Below are 15,957 nucleotides of genomic sequence, written 5' to 3'. Positions count from 1 at the left end.
GCTCAGTTCAGCTGGGCTCGTGCCGCGCGGGCCTGGGCGCGGGCCTTCTCCTCGGCCATCGGGTCGACCACCGCGACGAGTTCCGCGTACGCCTCCAGCTCCGCCGCGCCCTCGGTGAACTCCCCGCGCTGCACCAGCAGACGGGCGCGTTCGTAGCGCAGGTGGGCCGGGCGGGACGGCAGGAGCATCGCCAGCTCGACGGCCGACAGGGCTACGTCGGAGCGCTCGGGGCGGGCGGCGGCCCAGGCGCGGACGTTGTTCAGGATGCGCTGGATGACCTGGAGCGGGGCGGCCGGGACCAGCATCGAGGGCTCCAGCGGCGCGCCCGTGGCACCGGCCACCAGCAGCTCGGTGTCCATGCCGCTGAGCACCCGGCCGCCGTCGAAGGGGTCGGCCAGCACCCGGTCGCCCGCCGTGCCGAAACCGACCACGAAATGGCCCGGCAGCGCCACCCCGTACACCGGGGCGCCCGCCCGCCGGGCGACCTCCATCCACACCACCGACAGCAGGATCGGCAGCCCGCGCCGCCGCCGCAGCACCGTGTGCAGCAGCGAGGACTCCAGCCGCTCGTACTCCCCGCCCGTGCCCCGGAAGCCCTGCGTGCCGCCCAGCAGCCGCCCCACCGCCCGCGCCCACGCCAGCGGCCCGCCCGGCCGGTACGGCAGCCGCCCGGCCAGCTCGTCCAGCTCGATCTGGGCCGCGTCGATCCCGGCCTCGTCCAGCGAGCCGTCCGCCTCCGCGCCGATCAGTAGGCACAGCGCGGACAGGTCGGGCCACTGCGACCGCGCCTCCTCGGCGAACCGCCGCCGCAGCTCCACCGACCGCGCGGCCGGAGGCGGGTACGGGGGCGGGAAGGCGGGTCGCCGGGCCGGTTCCTGGGCACTCACGACGGGCCCCTACGGCCGCCCGGAGCCGGTCTCGTCCGGCTCCCGGTAGTGGTGGTACGCGTGATGCGGGGCGAGGCCGAGCCCGTCGTACAGCCGCCGCGCGGCGTCGTTGTCCTCCTCCACCTGGAGCCACGCCGCCGAGGCGCCCTCGTCCAGCGCCCGGCGGGCCAGCGCGGCCATCACCTCGGTGGCCAGCCCCTGCCGCCGCCGTACCGGATCGACCTCGACGGCGGCGAAACCGGCCCAGCGGCCGTCCACCACGCACCGTCCGATGGCCACGGGCGGCCAGCCGTCCGCGCCGGGCACGCGGGCGAACCACACCGACCGCCCGCCGCCGAGCACCCGCAGGGCCACCTCGCTCACTCCCTCGCGCTGGTACCGCGCGAGCCACGCCTCGTCCGCCTCGCGGGACAGCAGCACCCCGGCGCCCTCGGCCCGGTCCGCGACCGGAGCCAGCGCCCCGGTCCACAGCTCCGCCGTCACCTCCCGCGTCCAGCCGCGCCGCTCCAGCTCCGCCGACAGCAGCTCCTGCGTGCCCTCGGCACCGGTGGCGGTCTGCACGTAGGCGGGCAGTCCGCGCTCGCCGTACCAGCCTCTTACGGAAGCCAGGGCCGCGTCGAGCGGAAGCCCCGGCTCACCGAGCGGCAGCACGCTGTTGGCGCGCCGGGTGAAGCCGCCCGCCGCCCGCAGTTCCCACGCGCCGAGCCGCTCGCTCTCCAGCGGCGGCCAGGCCCGCGCGGCGACCTGGGCCAGCTCCGCGTACCCCGCCGCCGGACCCCGGCGACGCGCCGGGGCGGACGGCACGACCTTGCCCGCGACCAGCGACGACGCCTCGACCCTGACCACCCGGCCGTCCCGTCGTGTGATCATGAGCACGCCGTCGTCGTCCCAGGATGTGAGAACACCTACCGTGTCGGTGAACTTCTCGCCCGCCGCACCCGACCCCGTCAACTGCCGTACAGATACCCTTTTGCCTACATCTGCCGGTGTGATGAGGACCTTGAGCAGTCCTGTCACCGAGATTTCCACGGGTCGCTCCACCCCTCCTGTTCGGATCACGCTCCGGAACGGAGATACTAGGTGCGGGCATCGACGACGCCGCGCTCCCGCGCGCCAGGCGGCGGAGCCTGAGGAGGCCCGCCGGCGCCCTATCGAGGAGGAACGACAGCGTGACCTACGTCATCGCGCAGCCTTGTGTCGACGTCAAGGACAAGGCGTGCATCGAGGAGTGCCCGGTCGACTGCATCTACGAGGGCCAGCGGTCCTTGTACATCCACCCGGACGAATGCGTCGACTGTGGTGCCTGTGAGCCGGTCTGCCCGGTCGAGGCGATCTTCTACGAGGACGACACTCCGGAGGAGTGGAAGGACTACTACAAGGCGAACGTCGAGTTCTTCGACGAGCTGGGCTCCCCCGGCGGCGCCAGCAAGCTGGGCCTGATCGAGCGCGATCACGCCTTCATCGCCGCGCTGCCGCCCCAGGGCGAGTGACCGTCCCGACGGTCCAGCGGCCCGCATGAGCGCGCCGCCTCGGTCCCGTACGGCCTGGTCACCCCGGCTGTGCGGGACCGAGGTGTTTCGCGCACCCTAGGAAAGAGAGAGCAAGCCCCGTGTCCGCAGTCTCCGACCGGCTCCCCGCCTTCCCCTGGGACAAGCTGGAGCCGTACAAGAAGACCGCCGCCGCGCACCCGGGCGGCATCGTCGACCTGTCGGTCGGCACCCCGGTCGACCCGGTCCCCGAGCTGATCCAGAAGGCGCTGGTCGACGCGGCCGACTCGCCGGGCTATCCGACGGTCTGGGGCACCCCGGCGCTGCGCGACGCGATCACCGGCTGGTTGGAGCGCCGCCTCGGCGCCCGCGAGGTCACCGACCGCCACGTCCTGCCGATCGTCGGCTCCAAGGAACTGGTCGCCTGGCTGCCGACCCAGCTGGGCCTCGGCCCCGGCGACGAGGTGGCCTACCCGCGCCTGGCCTACCCGACCTACGAGGTCGGCGCCCGCCTCGCCCGCGCGGACCACGTGGTCTACGACGACCCGCGCGAGCTGGACCCGACGAACCTGAAGCTGCTCTGGCTCAACTCGCCGTCCAACCCGACCGGCAAGGTCCTCTCCCAGGAGGAGCTGACCGGGATCGTCGCCTGGGCCCGCGAGCACGGCGTGCTGATCGTCTCCGACGAGTGCTACCTGGAGCTGGGCTGGGAGGCCGACCCGGTCTCGGTCCTGCACCCGGACGTCAACGGCGGCTCCTACGACGGCATCGTGGCCGTCCACTCCCTCTCCAAGCGGTCCAACCTGGCCGGGTACCGCGCCGCCTTCCTCGCGGGCGACCCGGCGGTGCTGATGCCGCTGCTGGAGATCCGCAAGCACGGCGGCATGATGACCTCCGCGCCGACCCAGGCCGCGGTGGTGGCCGCCCTCGGCGACGACGAGCACGTGAGCGTGCAGCGCGAGCGGTACGCCGCCCGCCGCGACCGCCTCCGCGCCGCCCTGCTGGCCCACGGCTTCCGCATCGAGCACAGCGAGGCCAGCCTCTACCTGTGGGCCACGAAGGACGAGTCCTGCTGGGACACCGTCGCCCACCTGGCCGACCTCGGCATCCTGGTGGCACCGGGTGACTTCTACGGCGAGGCGGGCGAGCGGTTCGTCCGCGTGGCCCTGACGGCCACGGACGAGCGCGTCGACCAGGCGGTGGCGCGTCTGACCGCGTAGCCGCATGACGAAGGGGCCCAGGGAACTCCCTGGGCCCCTTCGTCATGCGGCGACTAGCCGAGGGGGAGCCCCTTCAGCGGGAGGCCGCCCAGGACGTTCCCCGCCGCCTTGCCCGCCGCGGGCGCCGGTACGGCCTTCTTGACCGCCTTGCTGCCCGCCAGCCCGCCCACGGTCTTGTCCACGTGGGTCGCGCCGTCCAGCTTGGTCAGACCGCCGAGGTCCGGCACGGCGGGCTGGTTGGTGGCCGCACCGGCGGTGCCGGCGGCGCCGATCCCGGCGGCCGCCCCCGCGGCGACGAGCAGCGCGGCCTGGGCGATCCGACGAGTCAGGGGGAGGGACATGATGCTCCATTCGACAGAAGAGAACGGTGTGGTGTCCGAGCCCGGACGCCGTGACTACCGCTCGAACCCGCCGAAGGTTGCGGACGCGGAAGGTAAAGACTCGATAACGCATCGCATTATCGGGTGTGGATAAAAATGGGCAAAGACCGTCTCCGAGGGGGCCCGCAGAATCCTTACACCCCTTGAGGCGCAAGGGATCGGGTGCGTACTGCGCCCGCTGCCCCCGAACACGCCCTCCGACGACCCCCGCAACCCGTACGAGGGTGCCCCCGCACAAGCGTCCGGCGCCCTCTCAGGGCCCCGCGACGATCCGGACGGCCGCCAGCGACGACTCCGCCCCGGCCGCCCCCGACGCCGGGGCGGGCACCGGATGCCAGTCCCCGCCGCCGTTGGACGCGGTCCACTCCCGCCCCTCATACGTCACCCGGGCGATGCGCAGCGCCGAGGAGTTGGCCACCGCCCACTGGGCGAGCTGCCAGCCCCGCTGCCGCTCGCTGCGCCCGCCGGCGTCCGTCCGGGTGCCCTGTGGCACCGGCACGGTCACCGTCCGCCCGTGCGCGGTGGCGGTCACGCTGGGGGAGGGAGACGGCGAGGGGACGGCCCGGCCGCCCACCTCCGCGCCGGTCTCCTGGAGCGCGTCGCGGCCGAAGTCCCGTACCAGCGCCTCCCGCACCGCGTCCGGGCCGGTCGCCTCGGCGGTGCGTGACGGGCGGCCCTCGCAGGTCAGGGTGGCCGCCGCGTGGCCGGTGAGGGCGGCGGCCAGCAGTACCGCGTCCTGCTCGTGCTTGGCGTACGCCTCCGGGAAGCCGCTGCGCTGCACCTTCTGCGCCGCTACGGTGAGCGGGAGCGCGGAGTAGTCCGGCACCCGGGCCAGATGGGCGTAGAAGATGCCCGCCGAGTACGCCGGGTCCATGATCTGCCGCTCGGTGCCCCAACCCTGCGAGGGCCGCTGCTGGAACAGGCCCAGCGAATCCCGGTCCCCGTGCTCGATGTTGCGCAGCCCCGACTCCTGGAGCGCGGTGGCGAGCGCGATGGTCACCGCCCGCTCGGGCATCCCGCGCCCGGTGCCGACGGCGGCGATGGTGGCCGCGTTCACGGCCTGCTCGGGCGTGAACTCGTACGACTGGGAGTCGTCCCGCGCGGAGACCACCGTGCAGCCGCGCGTGCCGACGCCTCCGGTGACGTACTGCACCACGAGGTACCCGCCGACACCGGCGAGGACCAGCAGGGCCGCACCGATCCGGAGCACACGGCCGCGACGCTTGGGGCGGGACTGGGGGCGAGGGGACGGCTCTGGCACGCGTACAAGGTACTGGAGCCGGTGATCGCCCTCGCCGCGGCCCCGCGCCCGGTGGTGCGGCGGCCCCCGGCCGGGCGGGCGTTAGGGTCACCAGCATGGCCGACACCACCCTTGACCTCACGCTGGACGCCGCCGAGCTGACCGCCCGGCTCGTGGACATCCCGTCGGAGAGCGGCACGGAGAAGCCCCTCGCGGACGCGATCGAGGCCGCGCTGCGCGCTTTGCCCCACCTCACGGTGGAGCGCTTCGGCAACAACGTGCTCGCCCGCACCGACCTGGGCCGCGCGGAACGCGTCATCCTCGCCGGGCACATCGACACCGTCCCGATCGCGGAGAACGTGCCCTCCCGCCTCGACGCGGACGGCCTGCTGTGGGGCTGCGGCACCTGCGACATGAAGGCGGGCGTCGCGGTCCAGCTCCGGATCGCGGCCACCGTCCCCGAGCCCAACCGCGACCTGACCTTCGTCTTCTACGACAACGAGGAGGTCGCCGCCGAGCTGAACGGCCTCAAGCACCTCGCCGAGGCCCGCCCCGAGTGGCTGCGGGGCGACTTCGCGGTGCTGCTGGAGCCCTCCGACGGCGAGGTCGAGGGCGGCTGCCAGGGCACGCTCCGGGTGCTGCTGCGGACCAAGGGCGAGCGGGCCCACTCCGCGCGCGGCTGGATGGGCGCCAACGCCATCCACGCCGCCGCCCCGATCCTCGCCCGCCTCGCCTCCTACGAGCCCCGCTGGCCGGTGATCGACGGTCTGGAGTACCGCGAGGGGCTCAACGCGGTCCGGATCGGCGGGGGAGTGGCCGGCAACGTCATCCCGGACGAGTGCGTGGTCACGGTCAACTTCCGCTACGCCCCCGACCGCACCGAGGAGGAGGCCGTGGCGCACGTGCGTGAGGTGTTCGCGGACTGCGGCGTCGAGGAGTTCGTGATCGACGACCACAGCGGCGCCGCCCTGCCCGGCCTGTCCCACCCGGCCGCCGCGGCCTTCATCGAGGCGGTCGGCGGCACCCCGATGCCCAAGTACGGCTGGACGGACGTCTCCCGCTTCGCCTCCCTCGGCATTCCGGCGGTCAACTACGGCCCCGGCAACCCGCATCTGGCGCACAAGCGGGACGAGCGGGTCGAGGTGGCCAAGGTCCTCGCGGGCGAGGAGCGGCTGCGCGCCTGGCTCACCGCGTGACGCCCGCACCACGCGGCGCCGCGTTCCGGACATGCTCACGTCCCCCCTCCGTAACGGATGCGGATCTAGGCTGAGGCACGAAACACCGGCAAGCGGAGGGAGCGCACATGGCTACCGGAAACCCCGAGGGGAAGAAGCGCCCACCGGACGAGCAGCGGCTCGGCCCGGTACTCCGGCGACGGGGCCAGGTCCAGGCCAGCACCACGGACCAGCGGCTGCTGGACGAGCGTGCCCCCACCGACTGGGTGCACACCGACCCCTGGCGGGTGCTGCGCATCCAGTCGGAGTTCATCGAGGGCTTCGGCACCCTCGCCGAACTCCCGCCCGCGATCAGCGTGTTCGGCTCGGCCCGGACCCCGGTGGACTCGCCCGAGTACGACGCGGGTGTGCGGCTCGGACGCGGTCTGGTCGAGGCGGGCTGGGCGGTGATCACCGGCGGCGGTCCGGGCGCCATGGAGGCGGCCAACAAGGGCGCGCTGGAGGCCGGGGGCGTCTCGGTCGGCCTCGGCATCGAGCTGCCCTTCGAACAGGGGCTGAACCCCTACGTCGACATCGGGCTGAACTTCCGGTACTTCTTCGTCCGCAAGATGATGTTCGTGAAGTACGCGCAGGGCTTCGTGGTGCTGCCCGGCGGCCTCGGCACGCTGGACGAGCTGTTCGAGGCGCTCACGCTGGTGCAGACCCAGAAGGTGACCCGCTTCCCGATCGTGCTGTTCGGCAGCGAGTACTGGGGCGGGCTGATGGACTGGCTGCGGAACACCCTGGTCGCCCAGGGCAAGGCGGCGGAGAAGGACCTGATGCTGTTCCACGTGACGGACGACGTGGACGAGGCTGTCGCGCTGGTGTCCAAGGAAGCGGCCCGGTAGGACCCGGTCGGTTCCCCTGGGGGACGGCCCTCACGGCCTCCCCCCAGGGGAAATCCCCGTCAGGGCGACCCCGTCAGAGCGACCCTGTCAGGCGAGACCCCTACGGGCCGTCGCCGGGGGCCGGTGGCCCGCGATCGACGCCACCATCTCCAGCACCTGCCGGGTCTCCGCGACCTCGTGCACCCGGTACACCTGCGCCCCGAGCCACGCCGACACCGCCGTGGTCGCCAGCGTGCCGATCAGCCGCTCCTTCACCGGGCGGTCCAGCGTCTCCCCGACGAAGTCCTTGTTGGACAGCGACACCAGCACCGGCCAGCCCGTCGCCACCATCTCGTCCAGCCGCCGGGTCGCCTCCAGGCTGTGCCGGGTGTTCTTGTTGAAGTCGTGCCCCGGATCGATCAGCACCGACTCACGCGGCACCCCCAGCGCCACCGCCCGCTCCGCCAGCCCCACGGTCACGTCCAGGATGTCGGCCATCACGTCGTCGTAGGCCACCCGGTGCGGCCGGGTACGGGGCTCCGCGCGCCCGGCGTGCGTGCACACCAGGCCCGCTCCGTAGCGTGCCGCGACCTCGGCCAGGCCGGGGTCCACCCCGCCCCACGCGTCGTTCAGCAGGTCCGCGCCCGCCTCGCACACCGCCTCGCCGACCTCGGCCCGCCAGGTGTCCACGCTGATGATCACATCGGGGAAGCGGCGCCGGACCTCCGCCACGAAGCCGACCGTGCGCCGGGCCTCCTCCTCGGCGGTGACCTCCTCGCCCGGCCCGGCCTTCACCCCGCCGATGTCGACGATGGCCGCGCCCTCGGCCACCGCCCGCTCCACGCGCGCGAGGGCGGCGTCGTCGGCGAACGTCGCCCCCCGGTCGTAGAAGGAGTCCGGGGTCCGGTTCACGATCGCCATGATCACCGGTTCACGCGCCCCGAATTCCCGCTTGCCCAGCCTGAGCATCCCTCGTGACCTCTCCTCGTACCTCGCACGTCCGGCGCCTCGCGGCCCGGACTGTCAGCCTCGCATGGCACGATCGGACCCAGACACATCCGGCTTCCGGACGCGGGGTCCGCAAGGGCCGGCGTCCGGCCCATCGAGCTTGGGGAACCCTGGCGATGCTGATGTTCTTGTTCCTGGTCCTCGCGCTGGCCGTCGTGGTCGGTGCGGTGACCCTCGCCGTGGTGGGCGGCGGCGAGAGCGCCCCGCTGCAGGACGCCGCGCCCGAGCGGCTCCAGGACCCGCTGCCCGCGGACCGCCCGCTGCACGGCTTCGACGTGGAGAACCTGCGGTTCCCCCTCGCCACGCGCGGCTACCGCATGGCCGACGTCGACGACGCGCTCAGCCGCCTCGCCGCCGAACTCGGTGAGCGGGACGCCCGGATCGCCGACCTGCAGACCGCGCTCGCCGGTGCCCGCGCCCCGCATCCTCGCCCGGACGAGCCCGGCGCGGAGGACCTCCGATGAGCACCGGGGAGGCCCTCGCCGGGGCGGACGGCGCGCTGCGCTGCCCCTGGGCGCTCTCCACCGAGGACTACGTCGCGTACCACGACGACGAGTGGGGCCGCCCGGTGCACGGCGACGACGCCCTCTTCGAACGGCTCAGCCTGGAGGCGTTCCAGTCCGGGCTGTCCTGGATCACGATCCTGCGCCGCCGCCCCACCTTCCGGCTCGCCTTCGCGGACTTCCGGATCGAGAAGGTCGCCGCCTTCACCGACGAGGACCGCGAGCGCCTCCTCGCCGACCCCGGCATCATCCGCAACCGCGCCAAGGTCGACGCCACGCTCGCCAACGCGCGCGTGCTCGCCGGATGGTCCGAGGGCGAGCTGGACGAGCTGATCTGGTCCCACGCGCCCGACCCGGCCGGGCGTCCCGTGCCCAAGGTGCTGGCCGACGTGGCGCCGGTGACCCCGGAGTCCACCGCGCTGTCCAAGGCGCTGAAGAAGCGGGGCCTGAGGTTCGTCGGCCCCACCACGGCGTACGCGCTGATGCAGGCGTGCGGCCTGGTCGACGACCACCTCGCGGCCTGCGTCAGCCGGGGCGCGGCCACCCGCGGCTGAGGGGCGGGCGGCCGCGTGGCCGTTCGGGGGGGTCAGCGGCCCACGTACTTGGGCTTCTCCTTCTGCACGAACGCCTGCACGGCGATGACGTGGTCCTCGGAGGCGCCCGCGCGGGTCTGGAGCTCGTCCTCCTTCTCCAGCGCCTCGTCCAGCGAGTGCGTCAGCCCGTACGCCACCGCCTCCTTGATCGCCGCGTACGCGACCGTCGGGCCCTCGGCCAGGGCGCGTGCCACCTTCTCCGCCTCGGCGCGCAGTTCGGCGGCCGGGACGACCCGGTTGGCGATGCCCAGCTCCAGCGCCTCCTGGGCCTTGACGGTGCGCGGGAAGAGCAGCAGGTCGGTGGCGCGGCTCGTGCCGATCACGCGGGGCAGCGTCCAGGAGAGGCCGGAGTCCGCGCTGAGCGCCACGCCGGTGAACGAGGTGTTGAACGCGGCGGTGTCCGCCACCAGCCGGTAGTCCGCGAGCAGCGCGAAGCCGAAGCCCGCCCCGGCCGCCACGCCGTTGACCGCGGCGATCACCGGCTTCTTCGCACCCGCCAGCGCCCGCGCGATCGGGTTGTAGTGCTCCTTGACGGTGCTCATCGTCTGGCCACCGCCCCCGCCCTCGCGGTCGGCGACGAGCAGCCCGATGTGCTCCTTGAGGTCCTGGCCTACGCAGAACGCCCGGTCGCCCGCCGCGGTCAGCAGGATCGCCCGCACCGCGTCGTCCGCCGCCGCGGCCTCGACGGCCTCGCGCAGCGCGTTCTTGGTGGCGATGTTCAGCGCGTTCATCGCCTCCGGGCGGTTCAGGGTGATGGTGGCGAGCCCGTCGTTCACCTCGTGGAGCACGGTGTCGGCCATGGCGCTTCCCCTCCGTTTAGCGGCTGACGGCGTACCGGTCGGTACGCCGTTGTCCGGGGACAGCATGGCGGAGATCTCGGCCCGGCAGTCGCACCGTGCGTGTGACCTGCGTCTAACAAAAGCAGCACGAAGGCGGCCGGGAGAGGTGCCGGGGGTGGCGCAGTATCGCAGGCACATCCCCGAATTGAGTGGTTTTGCTCGCGTGCGTTGCCCAAGCGATGCGGACCGATGTTGGTCATCGGGTCCTGAGATGCGGGATAATGGCTTGGAAGCAATGTGTTCGATGCCGGTGTCGCGTGTCCCTCCTGGACCGCGGGTGCCCTCCGTGGGGTCGTCGGCAGACGATGAGCCTGGTTTCAGGAAGGGGTACGAGCATGGCGGCCATGAAGCCGCGTACGGGTGATGGCCCGCTCGAGGTGACCAAGGAGGGGCGGGGCATCGTCATGCGCGTTCCGCTCGAAGGCGGCGGGCGACTCGTCGTCGAGCTGACCCCCGACGAGGCAGAGGCACTCGGCGACGCCCTGAAGAAGGTCGTCGTCTGACGCGCAGCGATCTTTTCCTCCCGACTGCCCCGGTACCCGCGAGGTGCCGGGGCAGTCGCGTGTCCGGTGATCTTTCCGGTGCGCCGGGTGCCGCGCGGGCGGGGGCAGTGACAGGGGCAGGGGTTCAGCGTTTGACGGCGCAGAGCAGGCCGTCGCCCACCGGCAGCAGCGAGGTCACCAGCTCCGTGCTCTCCCGCACCGTGCGCAGCAGTTCGCGCAGCCGGACCACCTCGGTGGGCTGCGGACCGGAGTCGACCGTGCGGCCGCTGGCGAAGACACCCTCGAAGACCACCAGCCCGCCCGGTCTCAGCAGGCGCAACGATTCAGCGAGATAGTCCGAGTACTCCAGCCGGTCGCCGTCGCAGAAGACGAGGTCGTAGCCGGAGTCCGCGAGGCGGGGGAGTACGTCGAGGGCGGGGCCCGGGATGAACCGGGCCCGGTTGCTGGCGAAGCCGCAGGCGCGGAACGCCTGCCGGGCGAACTGCTGGTGCTCCGGCTCCGGATCGACGGTGGTCAGCACGCCGTCGGGGCGCATTCCGTGCAGCAGATGGATTCCGGACACCCCGCAGCCGGTGCCGATCTCCGCGACCGCCTTGGCGTCCACGGAGGCGGCGAGCAGTCGCAGCGCGGCGCCCGTGCTGGGCGCCACCGAGCGCAGCCCCGCGTCACGGGCACGGTCACGGGCCCAGCGCAGCGCTTCGTCCTCGGCGACAAAGGCGTCGGCGAACGCCCAGCTCGTCTGCCGGTTGCCGGTAATGACCCTCTCCTGTCCCCGTACTTGCCTCGGCGTGACTGTATCCGTTGCGCCGGGAACCCGCTGATGGGACCGAGCGTTCACAAGGGAGAGCCGACGCCGGGGCGGCGCGGTGGGTACGGGACGGGGGGTAAGGGGTGACGCAGGGTGTGGAGCACATGCTGACGCGGGTGGACGAGCCGGCTCAGCGCGTGTCAAATTTTCGTAAAACCGCTTATCCGGAGCTAACGGGCGAGGTGGCTATGGTAGGGGCTCCACTGGACACCACCAGAGCCGACAGGGGAGGTGCGGCCGCACCCGAGGACCGAGGAGGAGTGCTGCGGCGCTTCCTCGGGTCGGGCAGGCCGAAATCCGTGACCGACACCGCTGCTGACCACCACGCCGCCGCTCCCGCCGCAGGCGAGGCCCCGACCGCGACCTTCGCCACCGACGCGGACGGGCAGGCGTGGACTCCGCCCACCTGGGAGGAGATCGTCAGCACCCACAGCGGCCGCGTCTACCGCCTCGCCTACCGTCTGACGGGCAACCAGCACGACGCCGAGGACCTCACCCAGGAGGTCTTCGTCCGCGTCTTCCGCTCGCTGTCGACGTACTCGCCGGGCACCTTCGAGGGCTGGCTGCACCGCATCACCACCAACCTGTTCCTGGACATGGTCCGGCGCAAGCAGCGCATCCGCTTCGACGCCCTGGGCGACGACGCGGCCGAGCGCCTGCCCAGCCGTGAGCCGTCCCCGCAGCAGGTCTTCAACGACGCCCACTTCGACGCCGACGTCCAGCAGGCCCTGGACACCCTCGCGCCGGAGTTCCGCGCCGCCGTGGTGCTGTGCGACATCGAGGGGCTGTCGTACGAGGAGATCGCCGCGACCCTCGGCGTCAAGCTCGGCACCGTCCGCTCCCGTATCCACCGGGGCCGTTCCCAGCTCCGCAAGGCCCTCGCCCACCGTTCTCCCGAGGCCCGCAAGGCCGAGCGCCGATCGTTCATGCCCCGGGTGCCCGCGCTGGGAGGAGGGGGCTCGCCGGCGTGACTGGAACCCGACCCGACCCCGCGGAGGCGCGCCTCGCGGAACAGCATCTGGGAGACCGGCTCTCCGCCCTGGTGGACGGAGAACTGGGTCATGAGTCGCGCGACCGCGTCCTCGCCCACCTGGCCACCTGCTGCCGGTGCCGCGCCGAGGCCGACGCGCAGCGGCGGCTGAAGAACGTGTTCGCGGAGGCCGCCCCGCCCCCTCCCTCCGAGTCCTTCCTCGCCCGCCTCCAGGGCCTCCCCGGCGGCGACGCCGACGGCCCGGCGGTCCCCGGCGGCCCCTTCGGGCGCGGCTCCGGCGACGGCGTCTTCGGCGTGCGCGACGGCGACCGGTTCGCGTTCGGCCATGTCCCGGCCGCCGCCGCGCACGCCCCCGAGCAGCGCGGCTTCCGTATCCATCCGGTCGCCGACCGCCCCTCCTCGCGCGGGCTGCGGTTCGCGGCCGCGGCCGCCGGAGCGGTGTCCCTCGCGGCCGTCGCCCTCGGCGGCGTCACCACCGCCCTGCCGGGCGACCTCGCCACCGACGCCCGCGGCGGCTCCGGCACCGGGAGCAATGTCGCGCCGTCCCGCTCCGCGGGCACGGGCACGGGCACCGCCGCCGGTACGGCCACCCCCGACAGCCAGCGGCGCCGTCCGGCCGCCCCGCTGCTCGCGCAGGGCGGCGGCGCGGTGGGCCGCACCCCGGCGGCGGCGGTCTCCGCCTCCGCGCCCCTGCTGCCGGGCATCCCGGCCCCGGTCGACGCACGGGTGCAGGACACCGCGCGGGACCTGGCCATGCCGGTGATGGCCGGTGCGGCCGCGGTCTCCCCGCTGATACGCCCGCTCGGCGAGACCACCCCCTTCACCCTGGACTCCTGGCCCCTCGCGCCACCGGCCACCGAGACCACGGCGGCGGCCGGACCGACGAACTCCCCCTCCGCCTCGGCCCCCTGACCCGCCGATCCCTGGTTGAATCCGGTGAGGCCGTGCCCGCACGGCCGCGACACAGGCGACTGGGGAGAGCATGAACGAGGGGAACCCGACGCCGGACCCGTCCCCGGCCGGGACCGACGGCGACTTCGAACTGGCGAAACCGGCTCCCGCCGACCTCGCCGGGTCCGGGGCGGGCCGCGCCGCCGAGCCCGCCGACCGGCGAGACCCGGCCGACACGAGCCACCCCGAGGACGGGACGCCCCCACCCCCGCCCGACACCGAACCCACCGCCACACCGCCCCAGGAGCCCGCCACCCACGCCACACCGCCGACCGTTCCGGGCCCCCGGGACGAGAGCCCGGACGAGGGGTCGCCCGGCACCGGCGCCCGTGCCGCCGACCCGCGTACCGAGGTCGCCGTCACCGGCCGCTCCACGCCCCTGCACGACCCCGACCCCTACGGCACCCCTCCCTACGGCGGGCCGGGCCCCTGGGCCCCCGCGCCGCCCGTCCAGCACCCCACGGTGACCCCGGCCCACGGCACCCCGGTGCTGGACGCCCCCGCGCCCGCCCCGGCGGACCCCGTCGTCCCGGCCCCCGCCCGCTCGCCGGAAGCCGCCGACGACCCGGCGCTCCAGCAGCCCCCCACCCCCCGCTACGACCCCTGGAACCCCGCACCCCCCTCCCAGCAGGTCGCGGCCCCCGCCCGCACCGACCAGCGCGAGCGGCCGACCCTGAAGAAGCTCGCCGCCGTCTTGCTGGGCGTCTCGCTCCTGGCGGGCGGGGTCGGGGGGTTCGCCGGGGCCTGGATCGAGCGGGAGGGGAGCACCGAGGTGCGGCTGCCGCAGGCCGGGGCCGTGCCCGACGGACGGCCGCCGGACAGCGTCGCCGGGATCGCCGCCCGCGCGCTCCCCGGCGTCGTCACGCTGCACGTCCGGGGCGCGGACGAGGCGGGCACGGGCACCGGCTTCGTGCTCGACGGCCGGGGACACATCCTCACCAACAACCACGTCGTCGCCCCCGCCTCCGGAGACGGCGCCATCACCGTCACCTTCAGCGGCGGCGAGACCGTCAAGGCCGAGGTCGTCGGCCGGGACAGCGGCTACGACCTGGCCGTCGTCCAGGTCGAGGGCGTCCAGGGCCTCACCCCGCTGCCCCTCGGGAACTCCGACGGCGTACGGGTCGGTGACCCGGTGGTGGCCATCGGCGCCCCCTTCGACCTGGCCAACACCGTCACCTCGGGCATCGTCAGCGCCAAGGACCGCCCCATCACGGCGGGCGGCGAGAAGGGCGACGGCAGCGACGTCAGCTATGTCGACGCGCTCCAGACCGACGCGCCGATCAACCCCGGCAACTCCGGCGGCCCCCTGCTCGACTCGCGGGGCCGGGTGATCGGCGTCAACTCCGCCATCCGCTCCGCCGACCGGGACTCCGACTCCACCGAGGGCCGGTCCGGCTCGGTCGGCCTCGGCTTCGCCATCCCCGTCAACCAGGCCCGCCGGGTCGCCGAGGAACTGATCGGCACCGGACACGCCACCCACCCCGTGATCGGCGTGACCCTCGACATGGACTACGCCGGTGACGGCGCCCGTATCGACGCCAAGGGCGGTGCGGGCAACCCCGCGGTGCTGGCGGGCGGCCCCGGCGACCGGGCCGGGCTGAAGCCGGGTGACCTGATCACCGGAGTCGACGGGCACCCCGTGCACTCCGGCGAGGAACTCATCGTCAAGGTGCGCGCCCACCGCCCCGGCGACCGGCTCCGCCTCACCGTCGGGCGGGCCGGAGCCGAGCGGACCGTCACGCTGAGGCTGGGGGCATCCGGACAGAACTGACGCGAGTCTCACCTCGGGGCGGTACCGGTCCCGCGGGTGTGCCGGGTACCGTTGAGCGACCGAGGACACGCAAGGAGCTTTCAGGTGTTCAATGACATAGGGCCGCTTGAGCTGGTCACGCTCATCGTCCTCGCCGTGCTCGTCTTCGGTCCGGACAAACTCCCCAAGTTCATCCAGGACGTGACGCGCACCCTGCGCAAGATCCGGGAGTTCTCGGACAACGCCAAGCACGACATCCGCAGCGAGCTGGGTCCGGAGTTCAAGGACTTCGAGTTCGAGGACCTCAACCCCAAGGCGTTCCTGCGCAAACAGCTCGACAACGACGAGCTGGGGCTCAAGGACATCCGCAGCACCTTCGACCTCAAGCGCGAGATGGCCGAGCTGACGGACTCCGTGAACGGCCACGACACCACGTCGGCGCTGCCGGGGCCCACGTCCGCTCCCGCCGTGTCCGGCGGCCGGGTCGACATGACGAAGAAGCCCGAGGACCCGAAGGACGAACGCCCGCCCTTCGACGCCGACGCCACCTGACGCCGAGCCACCCGACGCCGAAGCCACCCGACGCCGGGGGCGGCTTCACCCGGTCGGCCCCGCGCCGCCCGAACAGATCACGACACGCCACGAAACCCGCCCCACCGGGCGGGTTTCGTCGCACGCACCTGCCGAACATCGCGTGAACGGCCGTCCCGGGCGCCCCACGCGCCCGCCGCCTTCCCGGCTGCCCTCAGCGGTGTG

The 15,957-nt window shown here is 73.6% G+C and carries 18 protein-coding genes; 11 read left to right on the top strand and 7 right to left on the bottom strand.

What is annotated here, in order from left to right:
- Positions 1–2: 2 nt before the first annotated feature.
- Together ACIPPM_RS14945 and ACIPPM_RS14940 are read right to left on the bottom strand one after the other, a co-directional pair.
- Complete coding sequence (locus tag ACIPPM_RS14945; protein ID WP_401447395.1) at positions 3–887, bottom strand: tetratricopeptide repeat protein; 885 nt, start codon at positions 885–887, stop codon at positions 3–5.
- 9 nt (positions 888–896) lie between these two features.
- A complete protein-coding gene (locus ACIPPM_RS14940; RefSeq protein ID WP_401447393.1) occupies positions 897–1,916 on the bottom strand; it encodes a GNAT family N-acetyltransferase in 1,020 nt (339 codons plus the stop codon).
- A gap of 140 nt (positions 1,917–2,056) precedes the next feature.
- Here ACIPPM_RS14940 and fdxA point away from each other — a divergent pair, with 140 nt between their 5' ends.
- Positions 2,057–2,377: a ferredoxin gene (gene fdxA, locus ACIPPM_RS14935; protein ID WP_384363569.1), complete on the top strand. Its 321-nt coding sequence runs from the start codon at positions 2,057–2,059 to the stop codon at positions 2,375–2,377.
- 119 nt (positions 2,378–2,496) lie between these two features.
- The gene (locus ACIPPM_RS14930) at positions 2,497–3,594 is read left to right on the top strand and encodes a bifunctional succinyldiaminopimelate transaminase/glutamate-prephenate aminotransferase (RefSeq protein WP_401447389.1); all 1,098 of its coding nucleotides are present in this window, start codon (positions 2,497–2,499) and stop codon (positions 3,592–3,594) included.
- A 53-nt stretch (positions 3,595–3,647) separates the two neighbouring features.
- Here the strand turns inward: ACIPPM_RS14930 and ACIPPM_RS14925 are convergent, their stop codons facing one another.
- Together ACIPPM_RS14925 and ACIPPM_RS14920 are read right to left on the bottom strand one after the other, a co-directional pair.
- A complete protein-coding gene (locus tag ACIPPM_RS14925; protein ID WP_393595380.1) occupies positions 3,648–3,935 on the bottom strand; it encodes a hypothetical protein in 288 nt (95 codons plus the stop codon).
- A 292-nt stretch (positions 3,936–4,227) separates the two neighbouring features.
- Positions 4,228–5,235 (bottom strand): heavy metal transporter, encoded by a 1,008-nt coding sequence (locus tag ACIPPM_RS14920; protein ID WP_401447387.1) that lies wholly within the window; start codon positions 5,233–5,235, stop codon positions 4,228–4,230.
- A 95-nt stretch (positions 5,236–5,330) separates the two neighbouring features.
- On the opposite strand from ACIPPM_RS14920, the gene dapE reads away from it, so the two are divergent.
- Together dapE and ACIPPM_RS14910 are read left to right on the top strand one after the other, a co-directional pair.
- Positions 5,331–6,410 (top strand): succinyl-diaminopimelate desuccinylase, encoded by a 1,080-nt coding sequence (dapE, locus tag ACIPPM_RS14915; protein ID WP_401447385.1) that lies wholly within the window; start codon positions 5,331–5,333, stop codon positions 6,408–6,410.
- Between the two features lie 107 nt (positions 6,411–6,517).
- Positions 6,518–7,276, top strand: coding sequence for a TIGR00730 family Rossman fold protein (locus ACIPPM_RS14910; RefSeq protein ID WP_161187064.1), 759 nt, complete (start codon positions 6,518–6,520; stop codon positions 7,274–7,276).
- An 87-nt stretch (positions 7,277–7,363) separates the two neighbouring features.
- Here ACIPPM_RS14910 and folP read toward each other — a convergent pair whose 3' ends face one another.
- Complete coding sequence (folP, locus tag ACIPPM_RS14905) at positions 7,364–8,224, bottom strand: dihydropteroate synthase (protein ID WP_401447383.1); 861 nt, start codon at positions 8,222–8,224, stop codon at positions 7,364–7,366.
- Positions 8,225–8,379: 155 nt separating this feature from the next.
- On the opposite strand from folP, the gene ACIPPM_RS14900 reads away from it, so the two are divergent.
- Positions 8,380–8,727 (top strand): DivIVA domain-containing protein, encoded by a 348-nt coding sequence (locus tag ACIPPM_RS14900; RefSeq protein WP_401447381.1) that lies wholly within the window; start codon positions 8,380–8,382, stop codon positions 8,725–8,727.
- Positions 8,724–9,320 carry a DNA-3-methyladenine glycosylase I gene (locus ACIPPM_RS14895; protein WP_401447379.1) on the top strand — a complete coding sequence of 199 codons (597 nt, stop codon included), beginning with the start codon at positions 8,724–8,726 and terminating at the stop codon, positions 9,318–9,320. The genes ACIPPM_RS14900 and ACIPPM_RS14895 overlap by 4 nt, the downstream gene beginning before the upstream one ends.
- Positions 9,321–9,352: 32 nt before the next feature.
- Here ACIPPM_RS14895 and ACIPPM_RS14890 read toward each other — a convergent pair whose 3' ends face one another.
- Entirely contained in the window at positions 9,353–10,159 is an 807-nt protein-coding gene (locus ACIPPM_RS14890) for an enoyl-CoA hydratase/isomerase family protein (protein WP_401447377.1), read from the bottom strand.
- Between the two features lie 374 nt (positions 10,160–10,533).
- Here ACIPPM_RS14890 and ACIPPM_RS14885 point away from each other — a divergent pair, with 374 nt between their 5' ends.
- On the top strand, positions 10,534–10,701 hold the full coding sequence (locus ACIPPM_RS14885; RefSeq protein ID WP_018544333.1) for a DUF3117 domain-containing protein: 168 nt from the start codon (positions 10,534–10,536) through the stop codon (positions 10,699–10,701).
- A gap of 124 nt (positions 10,702–10,825) precedes the next feature.
- Here the strand turns inward: ACIPPM_RS14885 and ACIPPM_RS14880 are convergent, their stop codons facing one another.
- Positions 10,826–11,539 carry an O-methyltransferase gene (locus tag ACIPPM_RS14880; RefSeq protein ID WP_401447375.1) on the bottom strand — a complete coding sequence of 238 codons (714 nt, stop codon included), beginning with the start codon at positions 11,537–11,539 and terminating at the stop codon, positions 10,826–10,828.
- Positions 11,540–11,697: 158 nt separating this feature from the next.
- Between ACIPPM_RS14880 and sigE the strand changes: the two genes are divergently transcribed.
- The 4 genes from sigE (at position 11,698) to ACIPPM_RS14860 (ending at position 15,753) form a co-directional block, all read left to right on the top strand.
- On the top strand, positions 11,698–12,480 hold the full coding sequence (gene sigE / locus ACIPPM_RS14875) for an RNA polymerase sigma factor SigE (protein ID WP_388995898.1): 783 nt from the start codon (positions 11,698–11,700) through the stop codon (positions 12,478–12,480).
- Complete coding sequence (locus ACIPPM_RS14870) at positions 12,477–13,412, top strand: anti-sigma factor family protein (RefSeq protein WP_401447373.1); 936 nt, start codon at positions 12,477–12,479, stop codon at positions 13,410–13,412. Before sigE ends, ACIPPM_RS14870 begins: the two co-directional genes overlap by 4 nt.
- Positions 13,413–13,482: 70 nt before the next feature.
- On the top strand, positions 13,483–15,222 hold the full coding sequence (locus tag ACIPPM_RS14865) for a trypsin-like peptidase domain-containing protein (RefSeq protein ID WP_401447371.1): 1,740 nt from the start codon (positions 13,483–13,485) through the stop codon (positions 15,220–15,222).
- Between the two features lie 84 nt (positions 15,223–15,306).
- Positions 15,307–15,753, top strand: coding sequence for a sec-independent translocase (locus ACIPPM_RS14860; protein ID WP_401447368.1), 447 nt, complete (start codon positions 15,307–15,309; stop codon positions 15,751–15,753).
- Positions 15,754–15,957 lie beyond the last annotated feature (204 nt).

Source organism: Streptomyces sp. NPDC090119, assembly GCF_044747085.1.
GTDB lineage: Bacteria > Actinomycetota > Actinomycetes > Streptomycetales > Streptomycetaceae > Streptomyces.
Note: the sequence above shows the minus strand (reverse complement) of the source record. Positions and strands in the feature narration are given on the sequence as shown.